Below are 22,646 nucleotides of genomic sequence, written 5' to 3' on the forward strand. Positions count from 1 at the left end.
TATGACTTTATTTAACGGAGTCACGTTTAGGCATCCCGTTTTACGTATCAATAATCGTGATCACAACATCGATTTTTATCAAAAATTAGGCTTTAAATTAGTGAACGAAGAAAATGCCATTGCTGTATTTTCAACAAAACAGCGAACTGCTCGTTTCGTCATTGAAGAATCACCAGCACCAGACACTCGTGCTGTTAAAGGTGATAAAAAAGTTAATAAAATCGTTGTTAAAATCCCTAAAGCAAGTGAGATCGAAGGAATTTTAGGTAACGGTATTGATGTGGAACGACTTTTCAAAGGTAAACGAGGCTATGCTTTTGAGACAGTATCTCCAGAAGGTGACCTCTTCCTCTTGCATTCAGAAGACGACATTCAGGAGTTAAGAGAAATTGATAACCAAACATTTCCTGAAAATGACGCCTTAAAAGAAGTTTCTGATTTCTACTTTGAAGGTTTGACACTTAATGTTGCTGATAAAGCTGGTACACAAGCCTTCTATCAAACTGTATTTGGTGGTAAATTGCCATTAGATCTTCAGTTTGAACAAGGAAATGGAGCAGATTTAACTGTTGACCCTCAAAAAACATGGGATTTGGAAATTCTAGAATTTAAAGTTCCTAAGAACTATGATCTTAAAGCTTTAGCTGATTATTTAGAAGCTAAAGGACAATCTATCTATCTAGATAAAAAAGAAAGTGTCTTGGTTCTTTCAGATCCTAGTCAAGTTGAAATTTGGTTTATCAAATGACAGATTTGCTAGACATTATCAATGATCAGATTGATCGCAATATTTATCATGGAGCTAGTTTAGCTCTTTTTAAAGACAATCAATGGACAGAGCGCTATATTGGAACGATTGATGGTAAGGCACCTGTTGTTTCTGGTTTAATATATGATTTGGCCTCTGTATCTAAGGTGGTTGGTGTCGGAACCGTTGTTATTTCACTTGTCCGTGAAGGAAAGTTGGATATTGATGCGCCGCTTAAGCAATATTATCCTGATTTTCATGAGGAGAATCTGACGCTTCGCCAACTATTAACCCATAGCAGTGGGATTAATCCTTTTATTCCAAATCGTGATGCGCTTAATGCCAAGGAGTTAAAAGAGGCTATTAATCACATTACGGTAGAAGATAAAAAGGATTTCTTGTACACAGATATTAACTTTTTATTGCTTGGTTTTATGTTGGAAGGTATTTTTGGAAAATCTTTAGATGAGATTTTCAAGGAAAAGGTATTTGAACCTTTTGACATGACTAAGACAGGTTTTGGGCCAGTTAAAGGTGCTGTGCCAACGGTAGCTGGAATTTCTGACGGCCTTGTCCATGACCCTAAAGCTAAGGTGCTTAAAAATCACGCCGGCTCAGCTGGGTTATTTTCTAATCTTGCTGACCTTGAAAAACTGTGTCAGCATTATCTGACGGATGATTTTGCGCGTGATATTTGGCAAAACTTTAGTCATGCCAATAAAGAACGCTCGCTAGCTTGGAATAAAGAGGGAGATTGGCTTGACCATACAGGTTATACGGGAACTTATGTGGCTATTAACCATAAAGAACAAAAAGCGGCTATTTTCTTAACCAATAGAACCTATTCTTACGATGACCGTCCGCTTTGGATTAAAGAACGTCAGAAAATTTCTAACTGGATTCAGGAAAATTTTTAAAAAGACTGCTATTTTTATGAAAACGCTTTACTTTTTCTCAGCTTTTTTAGTGCGAAAGTGCTATAATGAAAGTAAACAGAGAAAGGGAGGACAAGGTTATGGCAGATGTACTTACTGTTGTTTTCAATGTTGAAAGTGAAGCTTATCAAGCATTTTCAGAATTAAAAGCTTTCAAGCAAGACAGCCACACCCAAATCGCACAAATTGCCTTGGTCAAGAACGAAAATGGTAAAATCACTATCAAAGATTCTGTTGATTTTGATGATACCAGCCATGAATACGCAACGATTGGTGGAATTGTCGGTGGTTTGATTGGTATCTTGAGCGGACCGATTGGTGTCATTATCGGCTATGGTATCGGAAGTCTTGCCGGTGCTGCGAGTGGTAGTATGACAGACGCTACCAACAATAGCTTGATTGAAGAAGTGACAACTAAGCTACTTGATGGCGATGTTGCTGTTATTGCTTTGGTACATGAAGAGGACGAAAGTATATTGAACCATGTCTTTGCTCCTTATAAGACAAATATCATGCGTTGGGATGCTATCGCTCTTGCTCGTGAAGTTGAACTTGCAGGTCAAGTTCAAGATGAACTTTATGACAAGGTTCAAGAAGACATGAACGAACGTCGTGTTAATCATTTAAAAGAACAAGGTAATGATATTGCAGAAGCCATTAAGGCTAAATTCCGTCGCTTACGAGGAAAAGAATAGTTTTAAGCAGTCAATCGCTATTCATCTCTAAACAGTGAAAAATAAACACTCTTGACTTTCGGTCAGGAGTGCTTTTTTATTTTATAAAGTTTTCATCATGCTGATATGTTGGATGCCTGCTTCCTCAAATTCTTCACCAAAGGGAGTGAAGCCAAGTTTATCGTAAAAGCCTTTTGCTGTTAATTGCGCATGAAGAATCATTTCTTTAAAACCTTGTTGTTTACAAAAAGTGATGACTTCTTCTAGAAGGTGTTTTCCAAAATGCTTTCCTTGATGGTCAGGAAGAACTGCCATGCGTTGCAAAGTTGCTTTGCTGTGGTCTTGATTTGGCAAAATGCGGCAAGTAGCGACAGCATTTTCTGAGTCATTATAAAGGACAAAATGCAGACAATAAGCTTCGTTTTCATCGATTTCAAGAGATAAAGGAACACCCTGTCCTTTTACAAAAACGATTTGTCGGATCTTCATGGCATCTAGATAGGTGTCTGAAAGTGTATTTCTGGTTTGTTTGATTTTCATAGCTCTATTTTAAGGACAAAAAAAGACTCTGTCAACTGACAAAGTCTTTTCGATATTTATTATTTAGCAGCAACAGTTTCAGCAACGTCATCCATTGAAAGAACTTCGTGGAAGACGCGTTGTGTCAATTCTGTCTTTTGTTCTTTAGTAAGGTATTTAGTGTTGACACAGTAACCTGAGATACGAACGATAACATCTTCACCATTCATAATCTTGTCATAAACATCTTTAAGATCCATGACGTTCAAGTTAACGTGTTGTCCACCGTTTTCGAAGTAACCATCAAGGATAGTTACCAAGTTATCAACTTGTTCATCAAATGTCTTACCAAGAGCGCGTGGAGAAACTTGAGTTGTAAGTGAGATACCATCTGCAGCATATGAGAAGTCAAGGCTTGCAAGAGAGTTCAAGTTTTGCAACCAACCACCACGAGCTTTGTTAGATGGGTTGGCACCTGGTGAGAAGAATTCAAGTTTAGAAAGGTTTACGGTACCATCTTCGTTGAGGTAAACCCCTTTGTGAACTGGAGAGTTACCAGTTTGTTTAGAGTAAGCAACGTTTGAAGTGATTGTAAGAAGTGATACAGTAGCTTCAGCGTTCTTGTAAAGTTTGTGGCTACGAAGACGAGTAGTGTAAGCCTCTACCAACCATTCGGCAAGTTCGTTAGAACGAGGGTCATCTTCACCCCAACGAGGGAAGTCACCAGTTGTTTCGTAGTCGTAGATGTAACCATCTTCGTCACGGATTGGTTTAACGGTAGCATATTTGATTGCTGACAAAGTATCAACAGTATTGGCAAAACCACAGATACCGAATCCCATGTTGGCACGTTGTTTAGTTGGCAAGAATGCCATTTGAACAGCTTCGTAGTTGTATTTATCAGTCATGTAGTGAATGATGTTAAGAGCATCTACGTAAGTTGAAGTCAACCAATCAAGAGATTTTTCAAAGTTAGCTTTAACAGTTTCGAAATCAAGGATTTCGTCACGAACTGGTTCGATGTCAAATACTTTGTAGTCTTTGTGAACATCATCGTAACCACCGTTCAAACCAGTAAGAAGAGCTTTAAGGACGTTTACACGAGCACCAAAGTATTGGATGTTGTGACGTTGTTCTTCGTTTTCTGGGTCAAGTGGTGATACACAACATGAGATACATGACATTTCACCATAACCGTCTTTAGCCATTGTTGTTACACCTTCGTATTGGATTGAAGAGTGTTTGTGTGACATTTTCATACAGTAGCGACGGAATGAATATGGCAATTTATCAGTCCAAAGAACTGTCAAGTTTGGTTCTGGAGCGTTACCGATGTTATCAAGTGTGTGCAAGAAACGGTAGTCCATTTTAGTAACACGATGACGACCGTCAGCACCCATACCAGCCATAGATGTAGTGATGAATGTTGGGTCACCAGAGTAAAGTTCGTCGTAAGCTTTAGTACGAGCAAATTTTACAGTACGAAGTTTCAAGACAAAGTCATCGACAAATTCTTGGATTTCTGATTCTGTGAAAGTACCACGAGCAAGGTCACGTTCAGCAAAGATATCAAGAACGATTGGCACACGTCCTAGAGAAGTAGCGGCACCATTGATAACACGACATACGGCCATGAAGGCGATGTTTACCCATTGGATAGCTTCTTTAACGTTCATGGCTGGTTTACGGACATCAACACCGTAAAGGTCACCAAGTTTAACAACTTCACCAAGAGCTTGGTATTGCATGTTAACTTCTTCGCGCAGACGAATAGATTCTTCGTCGATTTCAGTGATAGCGTTCCAGTCGTTAACTTTTTCTTGCATCAAGTAGTCAGCACCATAAAGAGCAAGACGAGCATAAACACCGATGATACGTCCACGTGAGTAAGCATCTGGAAGACCAGTTACTGTGTGAGCGTGACGGGCACGGCGGATATTAGATGTATAAGCGCGGAAAATTCCGTCATTTACTGTAGTAGTGTATTTTGTAAAAATTTCATGAACAGCAGGATCTGGTTCATAACCATGTTCTTTAAGTGCTGTTTCTGCCATACGGATACCACCTTTTGGCATGAAATTCAATTTGAACAACTCATCATTTTGAATACCGTAGATTAATTCATCGTCTTTTGAAATATAGCCGGCAGGAATATCTGCGATTGATGTTGGACGAGTGTCCATTGGGAAACGAGTTGCTTCGTATTTAGCTTTAGTGTCTTCAATGATTTTCTTGATTTTAAGAGAGCGTTCAGTAGCTGGTGCTAAGAAGCTTTCATCACCATCATATGGTGTGTAGTTAGCTTGAACGAAGCGAGAAACGCTGGCTTTTTCTTTCCAGTCAGTACCTTTAAAGCCTTCCCAGGCTTTTTCAAAAACATCTGCATTTGTTTTAACAGTCGCCATAATGAGATTTCTCCTTAAATTCTAGTAACAAGTCATCTGTTACATTTACAAGTATAAGTTTAGCACAAAGGAAGCGTTTTCCCAAGCAAAAAAATTGGAAAAAACAAGAATCTTTTCTAGTACAGTTTCAGAAATTTGGGCAACTGTACTAGAAATTTGTAAGTTTTGCTTGAAAGCAATGAAAATTGTTATAATAGAGTCAGAAAGGACTGGATGATGCTTATTTTTCCATTAATTAATGACACTTCTCGAAAAATTATTCACATTGATATGGATGCCTTTTTTGCATCAGTGGAAGAAAGGGATAATCCAGACCTCAAAGGAAAGCCTGTGATTATCGGTTCTGATCCGCGTAAGACAGGTGGACGAGGCGTCGTATCAACATGTAACTATGAAGCCAGAAAATTTGGCGTTCATTCGGCCATGTCTTCAAAAGAAGCTTACGAACGTTGTCCACAGGCTATTTTTATTTCTGGAAATTATCAGAAATACCGAGAAATTGGAATGCAAATTCGTGAGATTTTCAGACGTTACACTGATCTTGTTGAGCCCATGTCGATTGATGAGGCTTACTTGGATGTGACTGAAAATAAATTCGGCATCAAGTCAGCGATTAAAATCGCTAAAATGATTCAATATGATATTTGGCAAGAAGTTCACCTGACTTGTTCAGCCGGTGTCTCTTATAACAAATTTCTAGCTAAACTAGCTTCGGATTATGATAAACCGAAAGGTTTAACCTTAGTATTGCCAGAAGATGCGCAGGATTTTTTGAAGAAATTACCAATTGAAAAATTTCATGGTGTCGGTAAAAAATCAGTTGAAAAACTACATCAAATGGGTGTTTTTACGGGGGCGGATTTATTAGAAATACCAGAGATGACTTTGATTGATCACTTTGGGCGCTTTGGTTATGATTTGTACCGTAAAGCGCGAGGTATTTCAAATTCACCAGTCAGACCCAATCGTATTCGAAAATCTATTGGGAGTGAACGTACCTACAGTAAATTACTGTACGAGGATGCTGATATTAAGTCGGAGATTTCAAAAAATACACGTCGAGTTGTGGACAGCTTAATGCGAAATAATAAAGTTGGTCGCACTGTCGTTTTGAAGGTTCGATACGCGGATTTTTCGACTTTAACCAAGCGTAAAACACTAGATGATGTCACCAATGATTTTGAGGTGATTGACCAAGCTGCTCATGCGATATTTGACAGCTTAGAAGAATCAAAATCTGGCGTGCGTCTTCTTGGGGTTACTATCACGGGATTAGAAGATAATATTCGTCCATTAAATCTCTTTTAAAAATTAAAATACCGTCTTAGCTCAAGTTCTGAGACGGTATTTGATTTCTTAAAAGTTATTGATTAACACTTTCAGAATCAGTCTCATCGTCTTCTTTATCTAAAAGCTGTGCCGCTTTGTTGTACACATAAGCATAAAGCCCCAAAAAGACAAGTGGCAAAACGATATTGAATGGTGAAAGTGGAATATTAAGATATACACTCAAGGCAAAGCTTGCAAGATTGTAAACAACAGTATAAATCAAGGCAATGCGGTAAGGTGATAAACTTGGAGCATTGTCTTTGATTTTTGATAAGTTTTTGAATGCTAAAACAGCTACAATGATGTTAACAACAAGAGCAATAACTGCAATGATAACAATGCCAACATTGGTAGAAGCTTCAAGAATTCGGAATTTCTCAGCATCAAGTTGTTCTTTAAACTTATCAAGGTTATTAACGACGATATAATGGCTAATAACACTCCAAACTTTGCTTAGCGCAGCAAGAACATTTACCCAAGCGATAAAAAGCGTCCAAGAACGCAAAGATTGACGAATTTTTTCATAAGAAACCATTTCAAACCTCCTAAAAACAATGGTAATCCTATTATGATAGTACAGATATTATAACACAATTTCCTTATATGTAAACACTTTTTTGCCAAGAGATGTTATATCAAGAAACCCTTTAGTTTCAAGGATTAAATCGTTTTAAGCCTCTAAATGTTTTAAGTGTAAAGCTATTCTATCATCTGAAAATTTATATTTATACAAAATAAATGCATAAGAAAAACTAGGAATTTATGGCTAAAAAATCCTAGTTTTTTATTATTATTATTTTTTGAAAAATTGTTCGATATCTTCTTTGGTGATACCGATCATTGGATCGATAAATGGAAGATTTTCTTCTGTTAGGCGGTATTCTTTGACGTTATCTGGTTTGTCTTCGTCAAAATCAAGGCTAAGTTGAACAACCTTTTCGGATTTTTCTTCTTCAACGTGAGCAGAAGAAGAACTTGCTTTATCTTCTAGTGGCTCATTTTGGCTTTCTTCTGCCTCGTCTGGATTTTCTATCGTTTCTGAGTTGTCAAGTTCTTCTGGATTTGCTGTGAAGCGTTGGACGAGGTAAGTTTTGCGTTTAGAGCCTTCGTTTTTTATGGCGTAATCAAAGGCAGTAATCTCTCCCAGCATGACTAATTTACTTTTAGAGCGGGTAATGGCTGTGTAAATCAGATTGCGTTGTAGAAGACGACGACTTTGGCGCGTAATTGGCAGAATAACTACTTGAAATTCACTCCCTTGTGATTTGTGGATGGACATGGCGTAGGCAAGCGTGATTTTGTGCCATTCATTACGAGGGTAAATCACTTCTGTCCCATCAAAAGACATGTAGAGTTCATCTTGTTTGGATTCTGTGTATTTGGCAGGAATCAAGTCTGTGATATAGCCGATATCACCGTTAAAGACATTGAGTTCGGCGTCATTAATCAAATGAAGAACTTTGTCCCCTTTACGGAAATTCATATCACCAAAGGTAAATGATAATTGGTCACCGAGTGGATTAAGCAAATCTTGAATGATTGTATTGAGGCGGTTAATGCCGGCAGCACCACGGTACATAGGCGCAAGAATTTGAATTTCTTGAGGGCTAATGCCGCTTTTAATAGCTGCGCTGACAATTTTCGGAATCATCTCAGGAATATACTGGGCACCAGCTTCAAAGTAAGAACGGTCCGCTTTTTTCTGGGTAAAATCAGCTGGCAAGACGCCTTGTCTCATCTGATTAGCTAGAGTGACAATAGTCGAATCTTCAGATTGCCTAAAGATTTTTGTCAATGCTATTTGCGGCAGTGTTTTGATTTTAAGCAAATCAGCTAGCACTTGCCCAGGCCCAACGGATGGAAGTTGGTCGCTATCTCCAACAATAATGACTTGAGTATTTGATGAAATGGAGCTAAAGAGCTGATTAGCTAGCCAAGTATCTACCATTGAAAATTCATCGATGATAATCAAATCACAGTCCAAATAATCATCCATGGCTTGATAGTCATTGTCACCGTTTAATCCAAGATGACGGTGGATGGTTGCACTTGGAAGTCCAGTTAATTCGTTCATGCGACGGGCTGCACGACCTGTTGGCGCAGCAAGAACGATTGGGATATCTTTTTTCTCTAAATCAATGCCGTGCAAATCAGCATAAGCAGCAATCAAACCATTAATGACGGTTGTTTTACCAGTTCCTGGTCCACCAGTTAGAATGAAAACTTTACTTTGAAGTGCTTCTTTGATGGCATTCTTTTGAACGGTATCATAGGAAATGCCAAAGGTATCTTCGATGTCTTCAATTTCTTCTTGTAAGTCTTGGTCTGAAAACTGTTTAGTTAGTGGAGTGTCAAGGATGCGTGTTAGATTTTTCTTGATACCAGCTTCGGCATAATACAGTGTATTATCAAAGATTTTTGTGCCGATGTTTTGCACCTTGTCTTCAGCGATAAGTGTTGATAATTCCTTAGCGACAGCAGCAGGATCTAGCTCAATTTGGCGGGCTTCCTCCAAAATGGTAATAGCATTTTCTAGTAAATCACGCGCCTCAACGTAAGTATCCCCATTTTCAACCGAGGTTTCAAATAAGCTGTGAACGAGTGCGGCACGAAAACGCTGCGGTGCATCTGCCTCAATGCCCAATTGTTCGGCTAGCTGGTCTGCAATTTTAAACCCAATGCCTTGAATATCTTCAACCAATTGGTAAGGATTTTCTTGGATAATCTCTAAACTTTCTTCCTTATAATGATTGAAAATATCAATAGCTACACGATTGGTTAAGCCGTATTCAGCGAGTTTTGAGAGGATTTGCTCAGTACCGTAGTTGAGCTTTAATTTGGCAACAAAATTGTCACGATTTTCTTTAGATAGTCCTGAAATACTCTCGAGCTTACTTGGGTCTTCTAGAATTTTATCAATCGTATCATCACCATAGAGTTGGACGATTTTTTCAGCTGTTTTCTTCCCAATGCCTTTAAAGTGGTCACTTGAAAAGTACTTGATGAGCCCAGAAGATGTTGGTTTTGTTCGCTCGTATCTGGTAACTTTTAGCTGTTCACCATATTTTGGATGCTGGGTTAATTCTCCCCAGAAGGTGTAGTTTTCGCCTTCGATGACATCAGCAATGGTTCCTGTGACAATGATTTCAAAATCATCAAAGTCAGAATCGGTATCTTCGATTTCGAGTAATATGATTTTAAAGAAGTTACTGGCATTTTCAAAAATAATACGGTCAATAGTGCCAGAAAAGAAGTATTCCATAAGTCATCCTTACTTGATTGTTATAGTGGCTTTATTATATCATTCGCCAATGTGATAGACAAACATCGCATTAAAAAGACCTAACTCATGTGAGTTAAGTCTTCATTGAACTTAGTTGACGCCTCCAATTTTTGAGAGTGGCCAGAAGCGGAATTTGACTTCGCCGACGATAGCTGATTTTTTGAAGGAACCAACTTCACGGCTGTCTTTTGAAACGATGCGGTCATCTCCAAGCAAGAAATACTGATTTTTGGGAACTTTGACAGTAAATTCAGTGCTGCCATCCTTAGCAGTGGTGAAGGCATCAGAGCTTTCAGCTAGTTGTTGGAATAAGGTGTTGTAAGAGTAAATGTCTTGCAACTCATCATCATCGAAAGCTTTTTGGTATTTGTCTAGATAAGGTTCACTTGTCTTTTTACCGTTAACGTAAAGGGTATCGTCTTTATAGGTAATGGTATCACCTGGGAGTCCGATGACACGTTTAACGATTTCTTTGGTTTTGTTACCTTCTTTTTCTTTCGCTACAACAATATCAAAGCGATCAATTTTGGCAGTTCTTAGAACGATTAGGCGTTCTCCATCAGCCAGTGTAGGGTCCATAGAATGACCGTCAACACTCACAGGCTGGATAAGGAAAAGACGAACAAGACCAAGAGTGATGAAAAAGAGGATAAAGGGTCCCCATTCTTTGATGAAGTGTTTCATAATTGGTTCCTCGATGTTATTTTTTTAATAAATTTTGTGCTTTTTGGGTGTTTGCAAAGTGGAGCTTTGCAGTGTGTTCTAAACCAGGCATGCCGTAAGCTGCTAAAATTTGACTAGCTACTTTATCAGATTTGCTACCAGCACCACTTGGAAGTTTATACTGCACTTCTTGGCTTAGCTTATCTAAATTCTCCAAGAAAAGGTTACGGGCGATAATGGAGCTAACTGCGACAGCAAGGTATTTTCCTTCAGCCTTTTCTTCTAAGGTTAAAGGATTGTCAAAGTGATTTACCTCGTTTTTGAGGTATTTTTCGTAATTTTGACGGCTAGTAAAAGCATCAATCACGATTTTTTCAGGTTTTACGCCATCTTGCAGTAGCAGATAAATAGCTTGATTATGAAGAGCTACTTTTACAGAGACTGCATTGTGCATCTTACCTTTTCCAACGACTTGGTTGTATTTTTGAGGGGACAATAGCAGAGCTTTATGCTTGATTTTCTCTTCTAAGATTGGGGCGATTTGGCGAATCTTACTATCCGTTAAATTCTTAGAATCATCGACACCAAGTTTCTTTAGCAGCGCGTGGTCATCAGGAGTTACAAAACTAGCAACAACCGCTAAGCCACCAAAGTAAGAACCGTTGCCGACTTCATCTGAACCGATTAAAGGCATGGCTTGACCAGCCTTAGTATTCTGCGTGTCTTCTGACGCTTGATAACCAAATTGGCTAGCGACTTCTTGTGCAGCATTTCCTTGAAAAACGACTTTACCAGAGGTGTAAGCAAGGACTGTGACGCCATTTACTTTTGCGGCAAAAGTGACGTAGGGATTATTGTTTGTGACTTGTTTGCCAGCTAGTGTTTTAATGAGGTTTTGCAAGTCAATTTTCCCTAGTTTCATAACAATTGTATTCATAATTTTATTGTAACATAAAAAGATGACAAGGTGGCAAAATAGCCTGTTGAAACTGGGATTTTCACGCTTTCATTTTACGAAATGTTTATTTTAAGGTATAATGTCAAAGAGGTGACTATATGGAAAGCAAAAATCGTTATAAATTCGTCTTTGGAGAAAAGTCGCTCACATTGACAACAGATAAGGATAACCTCTTCATGGAGGAAGTTGAGCGTGTAGCCAAAGAAAAATATAATACAATCAAAGAAAAATTACCACAAGCTGATAATGAAACGATTGCTATTTTGATGGCTCTCAATTCGCTTTCAACTCAGCTTAGTCGTGAGATTGAAGTTGAAAAAATGGAAAAAGAATTGACGGCTCTCCGTTCTGAGGCGATTGACGATATTAAGGAGAAAGCCAGCAAATCTGATTCTGATGAGGAATAATATATGTTATCAGTTTTTATTTTGCTGATTTTAGCTTGGCATTTTTACATTGGCTATTCACGTGGCATTATCTTACAAGCTTACTATTTTATAGCAAGTATTGTGTCATTAGTCGTGGCTAGCCGCTTTTATGAAGCGTTGTCTGAAGAGATTACTTTGTGGATTCCTTACTCAAACGCTGGGCAAGGTGCCAGCATGAATTTCTTCACGGATGTTAATATTTTTGATTTAGATAGAGTTTATTATGCTGGGGTGGCTTTCACAGCTATTTACATGCTGGTCTATGCCATCTTTCGTTTTATAGGGATTTTGGTGCATTTGGTACCGATTCATCATTTTGATAGTGTCAAGCTTAATTGTTTTAGCGGTGTCTTAGCCGTTTTGGTAGCGCTAGTCTTTTTCGGTTTAGTCTTGACATTACTTGCAACAGTCCCAATGTCAATGGTTCAAAATCTTCTCTCAAGCAGCTGGATTGCACGTTTGATTATTAATTATTTCCAACCATTGACAGGTGTTATTAAGGCACTTTGGATAACAGCCATTTTAGGATAAGAAGAAGGGCGTTTAGCCCTTATTTTTGTATGAATATGAGCGTGCTAAAAGAGCACTAGAATAAGGTAAGTTTTGGTATAATAGTGATATGAATAACAGAATTTTAGAACAGTTAGAATTTGATAAGGTCAAGCAACTTTTTGCTGGCTATTTACAAACTGAACAAGGGCAAGATGAATTGCGTAAGCTTGCTCCAATGACAGATTCTGACCGTATCTCACGTTCTTTTGCTGAAATGTCAGATATGGAGCAGATTTTTGTTGAGCAACATGGCTTTGGTTTAGGCAGTTTACGTGATATTTCTGAAAGCATGCGCCGCTTGGAATTAGATGCGGATGTCAATGTTTCAGAGATTATTGATATTAAGAAAATCTTGCAAGTATCAGCAGAAGTTAAGCATTTCTATAATGATTTGGAAAATGTTAACTTGACGGCTTTAAATACTCTTTTTGAGAAAATTGAACTTTTGCCAAGTCTGCAAGGAAGTTTACAAGCCATTAACGATGGTGGATTTATTGAGAATTTTGCAAGTCATGAATTAGACCGAATTCGTCGTCAAATCAATCATGATGAAAGCAGAGTTCGTCAAGTCTTGCAGGACATTTTGAAAAAGCAAGCTGACCATTTGACAGAGACTTTGATTGCTAGCCGTAATGGACGTGCGGTTTTGCCGGTGAAAAATAGCTACCGCAATCGCATTTCAGGGGTTGTGCATGATATCTCAGCATCAGGAAGTACGGTTTATATTGAGCCGCGTGCAGTGGTGCAATTAAATGAAGAAATCACACAATTACGCGCAGATGAACGCCATGAAATGGCTCGTATTTTACGCGAATTGTCAAATATGCTTCGCCCTCATACTAATATTATTCGAAATAATGCCTGGGTTTTGGGGCATTTGGATTTTGTGCGTGCAAAATTCCTCTTCATGCAAGAAAATAAAGCAGTTGTCCCGCAGTTATCCACAGATAAAACTGTGCAACTCTTGCAAGCTCGTCACCCGCTGTTGACAAATCCAGTCGCAAATGACTTGCATTTCTTAGATGAATTGACAGTTATCGTCATCACTGGTCCAAATACCGGTGGTAAAACTGTCATGTTGAAAACTTTGGGATTGGCACAATTAATGGCGCAATCTGGTCTACCAATTCTTGCTGATAAAGGTAGTAAAGTTGCTGTCTTTAATGAGATTTTTGCTGACATTGGTGATGAACAATCTATCGAGCAAAGCTTGTCAACATTCTCAAGCCACATGACAAATATTGTGGATATCTTGGCGGCAGCTGATAAAGATAGCTTGGTTCTTGTGGATGAATTGGGGGCAGGGACTGACCCACAAGAAGGAGCAAGTCTTGCCATTTCTATCTTGGAACATTTGCGTTTAACGCAAGTCAAAACCATGGCGACAACCCACTATCCTGAGTTGAAAGCTTACGGTATCGAGACAGAATTTGTTGAAAATGCCAGCATGGAATTTGACACAGAGACTTTGAGTCCAACTTATCATTTCATGCAAGGTGTGCCAGGGCGTTCAAATGCCTTTGAAATTGCTCGTCGATTAGGTCTTGCTGAAGTGATTGTCAATGAAGCAGAGCGTTTGACGGATTCTGATACAGATGTTAACCGCATCATCGAACGTTTGGAAGAACAAACGCATGAAAGTCGTAAACGTCTTGACCACATCAAAGAAGTGGAGCAAAATAACCTCAAATTCAATCGTGCGGTTAAGAAACTTTATAACGAATTCTCACACGCCAAAGATAAAGAACTTGAAAAAGCTTCTGCTAAGGCACAAGAAATTGTGGATAAAGCCATGGCTGAAAGTGAAGAAATCCTTAAAAATCTTCACCACAAAGCAAGCCTTAAACCACATGAAGTCATTGAAGCTAAAAGTCAGTTGAAAAAATTAGCACCTGAAGTTGATTTATCGAAAAATAAAGTTCTTAAGAAAGCCAAGAAATTGCGTGCACCGCGCGTGGGTGATGATATTATCGTCACAGCTTATGGTCAACGCGGAACCTTGATTAACCAAACGAAAAACGGTAAATGGGAAGCGCAAGTTGGTCTCATTAAGATGACGCTTAAAGAAGACGAATTTAGCCTTGTCAAAGTTCAAGAAGAAGCGCAAAAACCTAAGAAAAAACAAGTTCATGTGGTTAAGAAAAGCAAGAAATCTGCTGGACCACGTGCGCGACTTGATTTGCGTGGCAAACGCTACGAAGAAGCCATGCAAGAATTGGACGAATTTATCGACCAAGCCTTGCTTAACAACATGGCTCAAGTCGATATCATTCACGGTATCGGAACAGGTGTTATCCGTGAAGGTGTCACAAAATACCTTCGCCGCAACAAGCACGTCAAATCATTTGGCTATGCCCCACAAAACGCAGGCGGTAGCGGTTGTACCATCGCAAATCTAGTGTAAAAAAAACTGTCCACTGGACAGTTTTTTTCTGTGAATAGACAAAAACCTGCAATTTTGCAGGCTTTTTAAATGTAGAAAATGCAAATAAATTTATTTTTGTCCAAGCAGGATCATTTGGTCAATCGCATGACGAGCACCTTTGATAGTGTCTTCGTCAAGCTCAATCTCTTCACCTGCTCGTCCAAGTAAACAGTTGTAAATATCAGCTAGAGTTGTCATTTTCATGTTGTGACAAACACATTCAGTTGATAGAAGGTAGAAGCGTTTATCAGGGCATTCAAATTGTAAATGCTCAACAATGCTGCTTTCAGTACCAATGATAAATTCTTTGTCAGTGCTATTTTTAGCGTAAGCCATGATTTCTGTAGTACTTCCAGCAAAATCAGCTAACTCAGTAACTTCAGCTAGACATTCTGGGTGAACCAGTACTTTAGCATTTGGATGCGCTTCACGTGCTTTTAGCACATCGCGTTTACGCATACGCATGTGAGTCGGACAACCACCTTTGAAAAATTCAAATTGCTTATCAGGACATTGTTCAGCGACCCATTGACCAAGGTTGCGGTCTGGAACAAAAAGAATCTTATCGTTGTCAATGTTGTTGATAATTTTAACAGCTGAAGAAGATGTGACGCAGACATCGACCATTGTTTTCACTTCTGAAGTGGTGTTGATATAAGCAACGGTAGTGTAGTCTGGGTGAGCATCTTTTAGCCAAGTAACGATTTTTTTATCAATTTGAGCGGCCATTGGGCAACCAGCCATTGGGTTGGCTAGAAGAGCTGTTTTTTCAGGTGATAAAACTTTAACGGTTTCTGCCATAAAGCGCACCCCACACATCATGATGGTATCTTGTGGAGCTTTGGCAGCATATTTACTTAAAGCAAAAGAATCGCCTACAAAATCGGCAACTTCCCAAATGTCGTGACTTTGGTAGGCGTGTGCTAAAATACAAACCCCTTTTTCTTTTTTGAGACGTAAAATTTCGTCTTGCATCTCTCTTGTATTCATTATATGTTTATGGGATCCTCCTAGGATTGTCTTAGTTATATATTATAGTACCGAGTCAAGAAGGTGTCAAGACACCTGTAAATAAATTTTAGTTAGGTGTCTTGTCAGGTGTCTTGATTGGTGGTAAAATATGTTCTAAGTCGTATGATTTTAATTGATAAGAGTTGATTGAAAAAGTTCCTAAAGACTGATTTAAGTAAGCCTCGCATTGATATCATACAGAAAATGAGAAGCTTATGCTTAGGTCAGTTGATGATGGTATTCTAGGAATTCTTTTTTTATCTGACTCGCCAAATGGATTGTTTATTCAACAATCGTTAAAAAAGAAGGTTTGTATGAAAACAAATGTACTTATTGTCGGTAGTGGTTGTTCAGGACTTTATACGGCCCTTAATTTGCCACAAGAACTTCAAATTACTATTATCTCTAAAGATACATTAGAACACAGTGATTCTTTCTTGGCACAAGGTGGTATTTGCATGTTGAAAGACGAGTCTGACTACGACTCATTCTTTGAAGATACTTTGCGTGCTGGTCACTACAAAAATGACAAGGTTTCTGTTGATTTGATGATTAAGTCATCACCTGATGTTATCAAAGATTTGATTGGTTACGGTGTTGATTTTCAACGTGATGAAAATGGTAACCTTGCTTTCACTCGTGAAGGTGCTCACTCTGATAAACGTATTCTTTTTTACCAAGATACTACAGGTAAAGAAATCACAAGTAGACTGTTAGCTGCGGTCAAAAAGCGTCCAAATATTACCTTGATGGAACACACTTGTCTTCTTGATATCTTGGAAGAAGATAACCGTTGTTATGGTGGTGTGGTCCGTCTTGAAAATGGTGATTTGCAAAAAATCACAGCTGATGTGACTGTACTTGCCAGTGGTGGTGTAGGTGGTTTGTACAAAAATAGTACTAACTTCAAGCATTTGACTGGTGATGCGCTAGCTATTTCCCTAAAACATGATATTGAGCTTAAGGACATGTCTTATGTACAAATTCACCCAACAACCCTCTACCAAGATAATCCAAAAGAACGTTCATTCTTGATTTCTGAGTCCGTTCGTGGTGAAGGGGCACTTCTTTATGATAAAAACATGAATCGTTTTGTCGATGAATTGCAACCGCGTGATGTGGTAGCACAAGCCATTTTAAAACAAATGGAAAAAGACGGGACAGACCACGTCTGGGAAGATTTGCGTACCATTCCGAAAAAAGAATTGGAAGAACATTTCCCAAATATCTTGGCACATTGTCGTGAGGCTGGTTACGACCCATTCACAGAATGTATTCCAGTTGTGCCAGCACAGCATTATTTCATGGGTGGTATCAAGGTTAATCACCATAGTAAGACAAGTATGGACTTCCTTTATGCCGTTGGTGAAACAGCTTGTAATGGGGTTCACGGTCAAAACCGTTTAGCAAGTAATTCTCTTCTTGAAAGTCTTGTTTTTGCAAAACGCGCAGCTAAGGACTTGGTTGCTAAGTATGAGAGTGTATCAGTGCTTCCAAAAACTTTGGCTGAGCTTGATTTGCTAGATTATCAAGATGACGATATCTTGGCAGACGACTATAAAAAAATAGTTGTTGAAAAATTAACAGAAAATAATCAACTAGAAACTGTTATCGGTTAATGGTTGTGAGATATGAGAAAGGATAATGATGTTAGATCCAATTACCCTAAAATTAAATGTTGATCCGTTGATTTTGAGCGCTCTTTCAGAAGACATCAATAACGAAGACGTGTCAACTAACAGTGTCATGTCAGAAAATGTAGCTGGTCAAGTTGACTTGATTTGTAAAGAAGATGGGATTATCTGTGGACTTCCTGTTTTCGAGCGCGTCTTTTATTTGCTTGACCCACAAACAAAGTTTGACGTTTTGGTGAAAGATGGCGATGCTGTTGAGGCGGGACAAAAGCTTGGCACAGTCTACGGTGACATCCGTGTGCTCCTCTCAGGAGAACGCACAGCACTGAACTATCTGCAACGCATGAGTGGGATTGCCACTTACACCCATGAAATGGCTGAGCTTCTAAAAGACAGTCCGATCACTCTTCTTGATTCACGTAAGACCACACCAAATAATCGCATTTTTGAAAAATATGCTGTTAAGGTTGGTGGTGGTAAAAATCACCGTTATAATTTATCAGATGGTGTGCTTTTGAAAGATAATCACATTGGTGCTGCTGGTGGTGTTAAAGAAGCTGTTCTTGCTGCCAAAGCTTATGCACCATCTGTCCGCAAAATTGAAATTGAAGTGGAAACACTTGAGATGGTTAAAGAAGCAGTTGAAGCGGGTGCTGATATTATCATGCTTGATAACATGGACCATGACCAAATGCAAGAAGCTGTTGCTTTGATTGCAGGCAGAGCAGAAATTGAAATTTCTGGTAATGTGACTAAGGCTAATGTCGCTTCTTACTTGGACTTGGACGTTCAGTACGTCTCAAGTGGTGCCCTTACTCACTCCGCTAAAATCTTGGATTTATCTCTTAAAAATCTGCATCCTGTTGATAAATAAGTGGATAACCCTTTTTAAGGTAAAATTATTGTTCGAAAAATCCCCAGCTCGATTGAGTTGGGGATTTTGTTTTGATAACTAAAAAAGAAATAGTAAGAATCCACAGATAAGGCCGATAAGATAACCAGCTGCAACATCATGCGGGTAGTGAACCCCACCTAGCACACGACAAAAAGCAATGACAAGCGATAAAATCAGTAAAATAACACCTAAAAAGCTTGATTGTGTCAGCACAGCCATGCTAATGATGCTAGCAGAAAAGACATGACGACTTGGAAAAGAGTGCCCTTTGGTATCTTTAGGAATGAGTGGTGTGATGTTCCAAGTCTCATAAGGTCGTGGGGTGTTAAGCAGGTGGCGACCAAGTGACACCAAGATAAATGATAGCCCTGGGATAAGAATGAAAATAGGAAGTTTGTCAGGAGTGTTGATAAAAAGGTGGATAAGAAGAAGTGGGTAAACCAGATACATAACTTTGGTTAATAAACTGTTGATAACTTGTAAGCTGCGAATAGCTGCTGGTTTATCTTGAAAAGTTTTTGTTAGCTTGTTATAAAATTCAGCGTAATTTTTCATAAGAATCCTCTATCTAATAATAGTTTTATTATAGCATACAAGCATGCCAGATAAGGAAAATGAGAAGACTTTCAAAAAATCATTTTTGCGTAGCAATTAGTTGTCAAAAAGACAATTTTCCCGTAAAATAGGCTCATAAACTAATAGAAAAGGAAAAAGGACTTTGGGATGCTAGGCTGATTCGTATCCGTTTTTTCATGAAAAACAAGTCAGTCCATCTGGGAGTTCAAGGTAATTACATTATGGCACACAATATTACTGATGCTACATTCGAAGCAGAAACAAATGAAGGTCTTGTCCTTGTTGACTTTTGGGCAACTTGGTGTGGTCCATGTTTGATGCAAGCTCCAATCTTGGAACAGTTGTCAGAAGAAATGGACGAAGACGAACTTAAAATCGTTAAAATCGATGTTGATGAAAACCCAGAAACAGCTCAAAAATTTGGTATCATGTCAATCCCAACATTGCTTTTCAAAAAAGATGGCGAAGTTGTGAAACAAGTCGCTGGTGTTCACACTAAAGACCAAATCAAAGCAATCGTTGCTGAATTGAGCTAATCAATTTTTATAGACGATAAACTCCCGAAATTTTTCGGGAGTTTTTTGGTGCTGAAAAAATTAAGTATTTGAGCACAATTATTTTGCAAATTTTTTAAGTTTATTGATAATAGGTGGTTATAGTAGGAAAGAGAGCAATCTATTGTTGTAGGAAATTTCATTAAAAAATTTAATAATTTGATATATAAAACAAAAATATATTGAATGAAGAATTTGTATTTGATAGAATAGAAGCACTTTAGGGGAGGGGGATTTTTATAGTGTCAAAAATAAATAGAACTCTGCTATATGTATGTACTTTTTTACTAATAGCAGGGTTATTTTTATTTGCTATTTTTGTGAGAGAATCGAAATTAAGAGTAGCCGTTATTGATGGAGCATCATCTAGTCGTTTTTCTTTTAATATTAAGAAAACTATCTATGAAAAGGGAGATAGTGAAACTACCAAACATTCAAATATTGTCTGGAATTTACTAATTAGAGACTTAGATGCTTCAAAAATCGATTTTTTTGAGTACAGTGTGATGAAAAATGATGGGCAAATCACTACTGATACTATTATTAAAGCATTAAAACAAGCTCAAAAAGATAATATTGATGTTATTAATTTTTCGGGTGGATTTTATTTGGAAGATGAAGAGATAAAGGAACAAGTCCGAAGTTTATTAAAAAAGGGAGTTGTCATTGTGGCAGCGGGTGGAAATAATTATCAGGGAATTGCTGATTTTCCAGCTCGAATGTCAGGTGTTATTTCAGTTGGTAGTAAGAAAGGGGAGAATGTATCTCCTTTTTCAGCTATAGATAAAATTGATATTTATGAAAATGGAGAGGAGATTTTATATGATGGTAAGACGTATAGTGGAACATCTTTTGCCACACCTAAGGTGACGAATAAAATATTAAAAGAGTATTTTCGAACAAAGAACTTAGGAAAAATCAAAGATAATATTTTGAAAAAGGAAAATTAGAGAGAAGTATGAAAAAAAGAATTCAACAAATTCAAGTTTTAATTATTACTTTACTACTGCTAACAAGTATTTTTGTGGATTGTGGAGTAAAACCAGTTACCGTTTATGGTGCACAAACTGGAGCTACGTCAGAAGTGACTATTACAAATAAACAGTTAGATAGTAAACTAAGCAAAACACAACAGTGGGTTAATTCTGTTAGTGATAAAGTTGAGAAATCTGGGCTATATCTTTTGAGTGCTAAACAGACAGCTAAAGGTGAATTAAAATTAACCACGTTAAAAAAATTAAATGACAACTTTTCATCTATAATTACGGTAACATTTGCAAGTGATAATAAAAATGCGGAATTTCAGGTAGTAATACTAAAGGATTATAAAGAATTAGCTGTACAAAAAATGAGTGGGCAGATTGAAAAAAATAGTAGTGGGGTACTTTTTAAATATATCGATAGTAAAACTAAAAAAGAAAATACTGTAAATTTAACCTCTGGTCATTCTTCTGCTGCAGCTGCTATACCATTAGCATTTGAAATGGTCGGAGGTGCTTCGGAATTAGCTGGAATGACAACAGCAATGACAGCAGCCTTACCAGCTATAGCTGTAATTGGAGGAGCAGCAGTTGTGGTTGGTGGAGGCTATTACATTTATACTAAATCAAATGTAGCTAAAAACTATCCTAGTGCATCTGTAAGTCGAGCAAATGTAGCAAATAATGAACTTACTTCGTTAACAACCGCTTATAAAGCTAGTGTTCAATCGAATAATAGCCTTCAAACTGCAAAAACTCTTTCTTCAATGAGTGGATATTTAAATGCATTAAACACTAATGTTAAATCGATAAGTATTAATGTTTCTAATGCTAATACTTCTTCTGGTATATCAAGGACTGCAGCAGGTTTAAATCAAATGAATGCTGGTATAAATCAAATGAATGCTGGTATATCAGATTCTATAGCAGCATTGAATCAAATGAATGCTGCTATAAACCAAATGAATGCTGGTATATCAGGTTCTACAGCAGCATTGAATCAAATGAATGCTGGTATAAACCAAATGAATGCTGGTATAAATCAAATGACAGAAGCCATAAATCAAAAGATAGAACTCATGAAGCAATTGCTAGAAGCCATAAATCAAATGATAACAATCTTTAAATCTATAGAAGATGATTTTAGATTTTCAGCAGTTCCTAATTTTAGTTCTGTTACATATAATAAAAATACTAAAATTTTAAATTTAGTGGGAAGTATGCCATCGGAATCGATAGTTCATATTTACGTAAATGGGAAAATAGTTCAAGAAAGTGTGACAGATAAAAATGGTAACTTTACACTTAATGTAAATATTAACCAAGGAAAGGTAGCGATTGATGCTATTCAAAAACCTATAAATGGGAAGCAATACAAATCGTGCAGTATTTGCTTATTAGGATTTCCAACTTTTACCATTCACGAAGATGGTGATTTAACAGCGGATGAAGAAACGAATAAGCATTTGAAAACACCTTTGTTAGTAAGACAAACCACAGCATCACCGACTTTTGATAAAGTAACCTATGATTCAAAAACAAAGACATTACATTTAGTAGGGAGCATGCCAAGTGCTTCAACATTAGATATTTATATTGGTGATAAAAAGATACGGACAGAACAAACCACGGCCAATGGAAGTTTTAATATTAAAGTTAACGTTGAAAATAATTCTGTTGCTATTCGTGCTATCCAAAATTCTACAAATAAAATTAAATATGTAGAACCATTTCTTTCAAATGTTTTGAGTTATCCAAGGTTCACCATTCACGAAGATGGTGATTTAACAGCGGATGAAGAAACGAATAAGCATTTGAAAACACCTTTGTTAGTAAGACAGACCACAGCATCACCAACCTTTGATAAAGTAACCTACGATTCAAAAACAAAAACATTACATTTAGTAGGGAGCATGCCAAGTGCTTCAACATTAGATATTTATATTGGTGATAAAAAGATACGGACAGAACAAACCACGGCCAATGGAAGTTTTAATATTAAAGTTAACGTTGAAAATAATTCTGTTGCTATTCGTGCTATCCAAAATTCTACAAATAAAATTAAATATGTAGAACC

Annotated in this window: 20 protein-coding genes; 12 read left to right on the forward strand and 8 right to left on the reverse strand. The window is 37.7% G+C overall.

Features of this window, described 5'->3' with window-relative positions; all coding sequences use genetic code 11:
- The first annotated feature begins 1 nt into the window (after window position 1).
- The 3 genes from E0E02_RS06470 to E0E02_RS06480 all read left to right on the forward strand — a co-directional run bounded on the left by E0E02_RS06470 (window position 2) and on the right by E0E02_RS06480 (window position 2,378).
- Window positions 2–748 (forward strand): CppA N-terminal domain-containing protein, encoded by a 747-nt coding sequence (locus E0E02_RS06470; RefSeq protein ID WP_074560893.1) that lies wholly within the window; start codon window positions 2–4, stop codon window positions 746–748.
- Complete coding sequence (locus tag E0E02_RS06475) at window positions 745–1,665, forward strand: serine hydrolase domain-containing protein (protein ID WP_133018163.1); 921 nt, start codon at window positions 745–747, stop codon at window positions 1,663–1,665. The genes E0E02_RS06470 and E0E02_RS06475 overlap by 4 nt, the downstream gene beginning before the upstream one ends.
- A gap of 98 nt (window positions 1,666–1,763) precedes the next feature.
- The gene (locus tag E0E02_RS06480) at window positions 1,764–2,378 is read left to right on the forward strand and encodes a DUF1269 domain-containing protein (RefSeq protein ID WP_133018164.1); all 615 of its coding nucleotides are present in this window, start codon (window positions 1,764–1,766) and stop codon (window positions 2,376–2,378) included.
- A gap of 81 nt (window positions 2,379–2,459) precedes the next feature.
- On the opposite strand, the gene E0E02_RS06485 is transcribed toward E0E02_RS06480, so the two are convergent.
- Window positions 2,460–2,897: a GNAT family N-acetyltransferase gene (locus E0E02_RS06485; RefSeq protein WP_133018165.1), complete on the reverse strand. Its 438-nt coding sequence runs from the start codon at window positions 2,895–2,897 to the stop codon at window positions 2,460–2,462.
- Between the two features lie 59 nt (window positions 2,898–2,956).
- On the reverse strand, window positions 2,957–5,281 hold the full coding sequence (gene pflB, locus E0E02_RS06490; protein WP_074560890.1) for a formate C-acetyltransferase: 2,325 nt from the start codon (window positions 5,279–5,281) through the stop codon (window positions 2,957–2,959).
- Window positions 5,282–5,497: 216 nt separating this feature from the next.
- Between pflB and dinB the strand changes: the two genes are divergently transcribed.
- Entirely contained in the window at window positions 5,498–6,589 is a 1,092-nt protein-coding gene (gene dinB / locus E0E02_RS06495; protein ID WP_133018176.1) for a DNA polymerase IV, read from the forward strand.
- Window positions 6,590–6,644: 55 nt separating this feature from the next.
- Here dinB and E0E02_RS06500 read toward each other — a convergent pair whose 3' ends face one another.
- From E0E02_RS06500 to rnhC, 4 genes are all read right to left on the reverse strand, one after another.
- The gene (locus E0E02_RS06500; RefSeq protein WP_074868538.1) at window positions 6,645–7,145 is read right to left on the reverse strand and encodes a hypothetical protein; all 501 of its coding nucleotides are present in this window, start codon (window positions 7,143–7,145) and stop codon (window positions 6,645–6,647) included.
- A gap of 258 nt (window positions 7,146–7,403) precedes the next feature.
- Window positions 7,404–9,872, reverse strand: a complete 2,469-nt coding sequence (locus E0E02_RS06505; RefSeq protein WP_133018166.1) for an ATP-dependent RecD-like DNA helicase — start codon at window positions 9,870–9,872, stop codon at window positions 7,404–7,406.
- A gap of 111 nt (window positions 9,873–9,983) precedes the next feature.
- Window positions 9,984–10,577 carry a signal peptidase I gene (gene lepB / locus E0E02_RS06510; protein ID WP_133018167.1) on the reverse strand — a complete coding sequence of 198 codons (594 nt, stop codon included), beginning with the start codon at window positions 10,575–10,577 and terminating at the stop codon, window positions 9,984–9,986.
- 16 nt (window positions 10,578–10,593) lie between these two features.
- Window positions 10,594–11,493, reverse strand: coding sequence for a ribonuclease HIII (gene rnhC / locus E0E02_RS06515; protein WP_074564415.1), 900 nt, complete (start codon window positions 11,491–11,493; stop codon window positions 10,594–10,596).
- Between the two features lie 119 nt (window positions 11,494–11,612).
- On the opposite strand from rnhC, the gene zapA reads away from it, so the two are divergent.
- The 3 genes from zapA to E0E02_RS06530 all read left to right on the forward strand — a co-directional run bounded on the left by zapA (window position 11,613) and on the right by E0E02_RS06530 (window position 14,898).
- Entirely contained in the window at window positions 11,613–11,921 is a 309-nt protein-coding gene (zapA, locus tag E0E02_RS06520; RefSeq protein ID WP_006531956.1) for a cell division protein ZapA, read from the forward strand.
- A 3-nt stretch (window positions 11,922–11,924) separates the two neighbouring features.
- On the forward strand, window positions 11,925–12,473 hold the full coding sequence (locus E0E02_RS06525) for a CvpA family protein (RefSeq protein WP_133018168.1): 549 nt from the start codon (window positions 11,925–11,927) through the stop codon (window positions 12,471–12,473).
- Between the two features lie 88 nt (window positions 12,474–12,561).
- Complete coding sequence (locus E0E02_RS06530) at window positions 12,562–14,898, forward strand: endonuclease MutS2 (RefSeq protein WP_133018169.1); 2,337 nt, start codon at window positions 12,562–12,564, stop codon at window positions 14,896–14,898.
- A 90-nt stretch (window positions 14,899–14,988) separates the two neighbouring features.
- Here the strand turns inward: E0E02_RS06530 and nadA are convergent, their stop codons facing one another.
- Window positions 14,989–15,909 (reverse strand): quinolinate synthase NadA, encoded by a 921-nt coding sequence (nadA, locus tag E0E02_RS06535; protein ID WP_133018170.1) that lies wholly within the window; start codon window positions 15,907–15,909, stop codon window positions 14,989–14,991.
- 335 nt (window positions 15,910–16,244) lie between these two features.
- Between nadA and E0E02_RS06540 the strand changes: the two genes are divergently transcribed.
- Complete coding sequence (locus E0E02_RS06540) at window positions 16,245–17,549, forward strand: L-aspartate oxidase (protein WP_133018171.1); 1,305 nt, start codon at window positions 16,245–16,247, stop codon at window positions 17,547–17,549.
- Between the two features lie 28 nt (window positions 17,550–17,577).
- Window positions 17,578–18,438, forward strand: a complete 861-nt coding sequence (nadC, locus tag E0E02_RS06545; RefSeq protein WP_133018177.1) for a carboxylating nicotinate-nucleotide diphosphorylase — start codon at window positions 17,578–17,580, stop codon at window positions 18,436–18,438.
- A gap of 78 nt (window positions 18,439–18,516) precedes the next feature.
- Here the strand turns inward: nadC and E0E02_RS06550 are convergent, their stop codons facing one another.
- On the reverse strand, window positions 18,517–19,014 hold the full coding sequence (locus tag E0E02_RS06550) for a phosphatase PAP2 family protein (protein ID WP_133018172.1): 498 nt from the start codon (window positions 19,012–19,014) through the stop codon (window positions 18,517–18,519).
- Window positions 19,015–19,256: 242 nt separating this feature from the next.
- Here E0E02_RS06550 and trxA point away from each other — a divergent pair, with 242 nt between their 5' ends.
- The 3 genes from trxA to E0E02_RS06565 all read left to right on the forward strand — a co-directional run.
- The gene (trxA, locus tag E0E02_RS06555; protein WP_015695637.1) at window positions 19,257–19,571 is read left to right on the forward strand and encodes a thioredoxin; all 315 of its coding nucleotides are present in this window, start codon (window positions 19,257–19,259) and stop codon (window positions 19,569–19,571) included.
- Between the two features lie 260 nt (window positions 19,572–19,831).
- Window positions 19,832–20,539: a S8 family serine peptidase gene (locus E0E02_RS06560; RefSeq protein WP_133018173.1), complete on the forward strand. Its 708-nt coding sequence runs from the start codon at window positions 19,832–19,834 to the stop codon at window positions 20,537–20,539.
- Window positions 20,540–20,547: 8 nt separating this feature from the next.
- Window positions 20,548–22,646 (forward strand): hypothetical protein (locus tag E0E02_RS06565; RefSeq protein WP_133018174.1); only part of this gene is annotated, 2,099 nt, incomplete at its 3' end.

The organism is Streptococcus sp. KCJ4932, assembly GCF_004352745.1.
GTDB classification, from domain to species: Bacteria; Bacillota; Bacilli; order Lactobacillales; family Streptococcaceae; genus Streptococcus; species Streptococcus ruminicola.

What these genes read in the sequence shown, in the direction of transcription:
- E0E02_RS06470 (WP_074560893.1), top strand. Translation starts at nt 2, where the DNA reads ATGACTTTATTTAACGGAGTCACGTTTAGGCATCCCGTTTTACGTATC.
- E0E02_RS06475 (WP_133018163.1), top strand. Translation starts at nt 745, where the DNA reads ATGACAGATTTGCTAGACATTATCAATGATCAGATTGATCGCAATATT.
- E0E02_RS06480 (WP_133018164.1), top strand. Translation starts at nt 1,764, where the DNA reads ATGGCAGATGTACTTACTGTTGTTTTCAATGTTGAAAGTGAAGCTTAT.
- E0E02_RS06485 (WP_133018165.1), bottom strand. Translation starts at nt 2,897, where the DNA reads ATGAAAATCAAACAAACCAGAAATACACTTTCAGACACCTATCTAGAT.
- pflB (WP_074560890.1), bottom strand. Translation starts at nt 5,281, where the DNA reads ATGGCGACTGTTAAAACAAATGCAGATGTTTTTGAAAAAGCCTGGGAA.
- dinB (WP_133018176.1), top strand. Translation starts at nt 5,498, where the DNA reads ATGCTTATTTTTCCATTAATTAATGACACTTCTCGAAAAATTATTCAC.
- E0E02_RS06500 (WP_074868538.1), bottom strand. Translation starts at nt 7,145, where the DNA reads ATGGTTTCTTATGAAAAAATTCGTCAATCTTTGCGTTCTTGGACGCTT.
- E0E02_RS06505 (WP_133018166.1), bottom strand. Translation starts at nt 9,872, where the DNA reads ATGGAATACTTCTTTTCTGGCACTATTGACCGTATTATTTTTGAAAAT.
- lepB (WP_133018167.1), bottom strand. Translation starts at nt 10,577, where the DNA reads ATGAAACACTTCATCAAAGAATGGGGACCCTTTATCCTCTTTTTCATC.
- rnhC (WP_074564415.1), bottom strand. Translation starts at nt 11,493, where the DNA reads ATGAATACAATTGTTATGAAACTAGGGAAAATTGACTTGCAAAACCTC.
- zapA (WP_006531956.1), top strand. Translation starts at nt 11,613, where the DNA reads ATGGAAAGCAAAAATCGTTATAAATTCGTCTTTGGAGAAAAGTCGCTC.
- E0E02_RS06525 (WP_133018168.1), top strand. Translation starts at nt 11,925, where the DNA reads ATGTTATCAGTTTTTATTTTGCTGATTTTAGCTTGGCATTTTTACATT.
- E0E02_RS06530 (WP_133018169.1), top strand. Translation starts at nt 12,562, where the DNA reads ATGAATAACAGAATTTTAGAACAGTTAGAATTTGATAAGGTCAAGCAA.
- nadA (WP_133018170.1), bottom strand. Translation starts at nt 15,909, where the DNA reads ATGAATACAAGAGAGATGCAAGACGAAATTTTACGTCTCAAAAAAGAA.
- E0E02_RS06540 (WP_133018171.1), top strand. Translation starts at nt 16,245, where the DNA reads ATGAAAACAAATGTACTTATTGTCGGTAGTGGTTGTTCAGGACTTTAT.
- nadC (WP_133018177.1), top strand. Translation starts at nt 17,578, where the DNA reads ATGTTAGATCCAATTACCCTAAAATTAAATGTTGATCCGTTGATTTTG.
- E0E02_RS06550 (WP_133018172.1), bottom strand. Translation starts at nt 19,014, where the DNA reads ATGAAAAATTACGCTGAATTTTATAACAAGCTAACAAAAACTTTTCAA.
- trxA (WP_015695637.1), top strand. Translation starts at nt 19,257, where the DNA reads ATGGCACACAATATTACTGATGCTACATTCGAAGCAGAAACAAATGAA.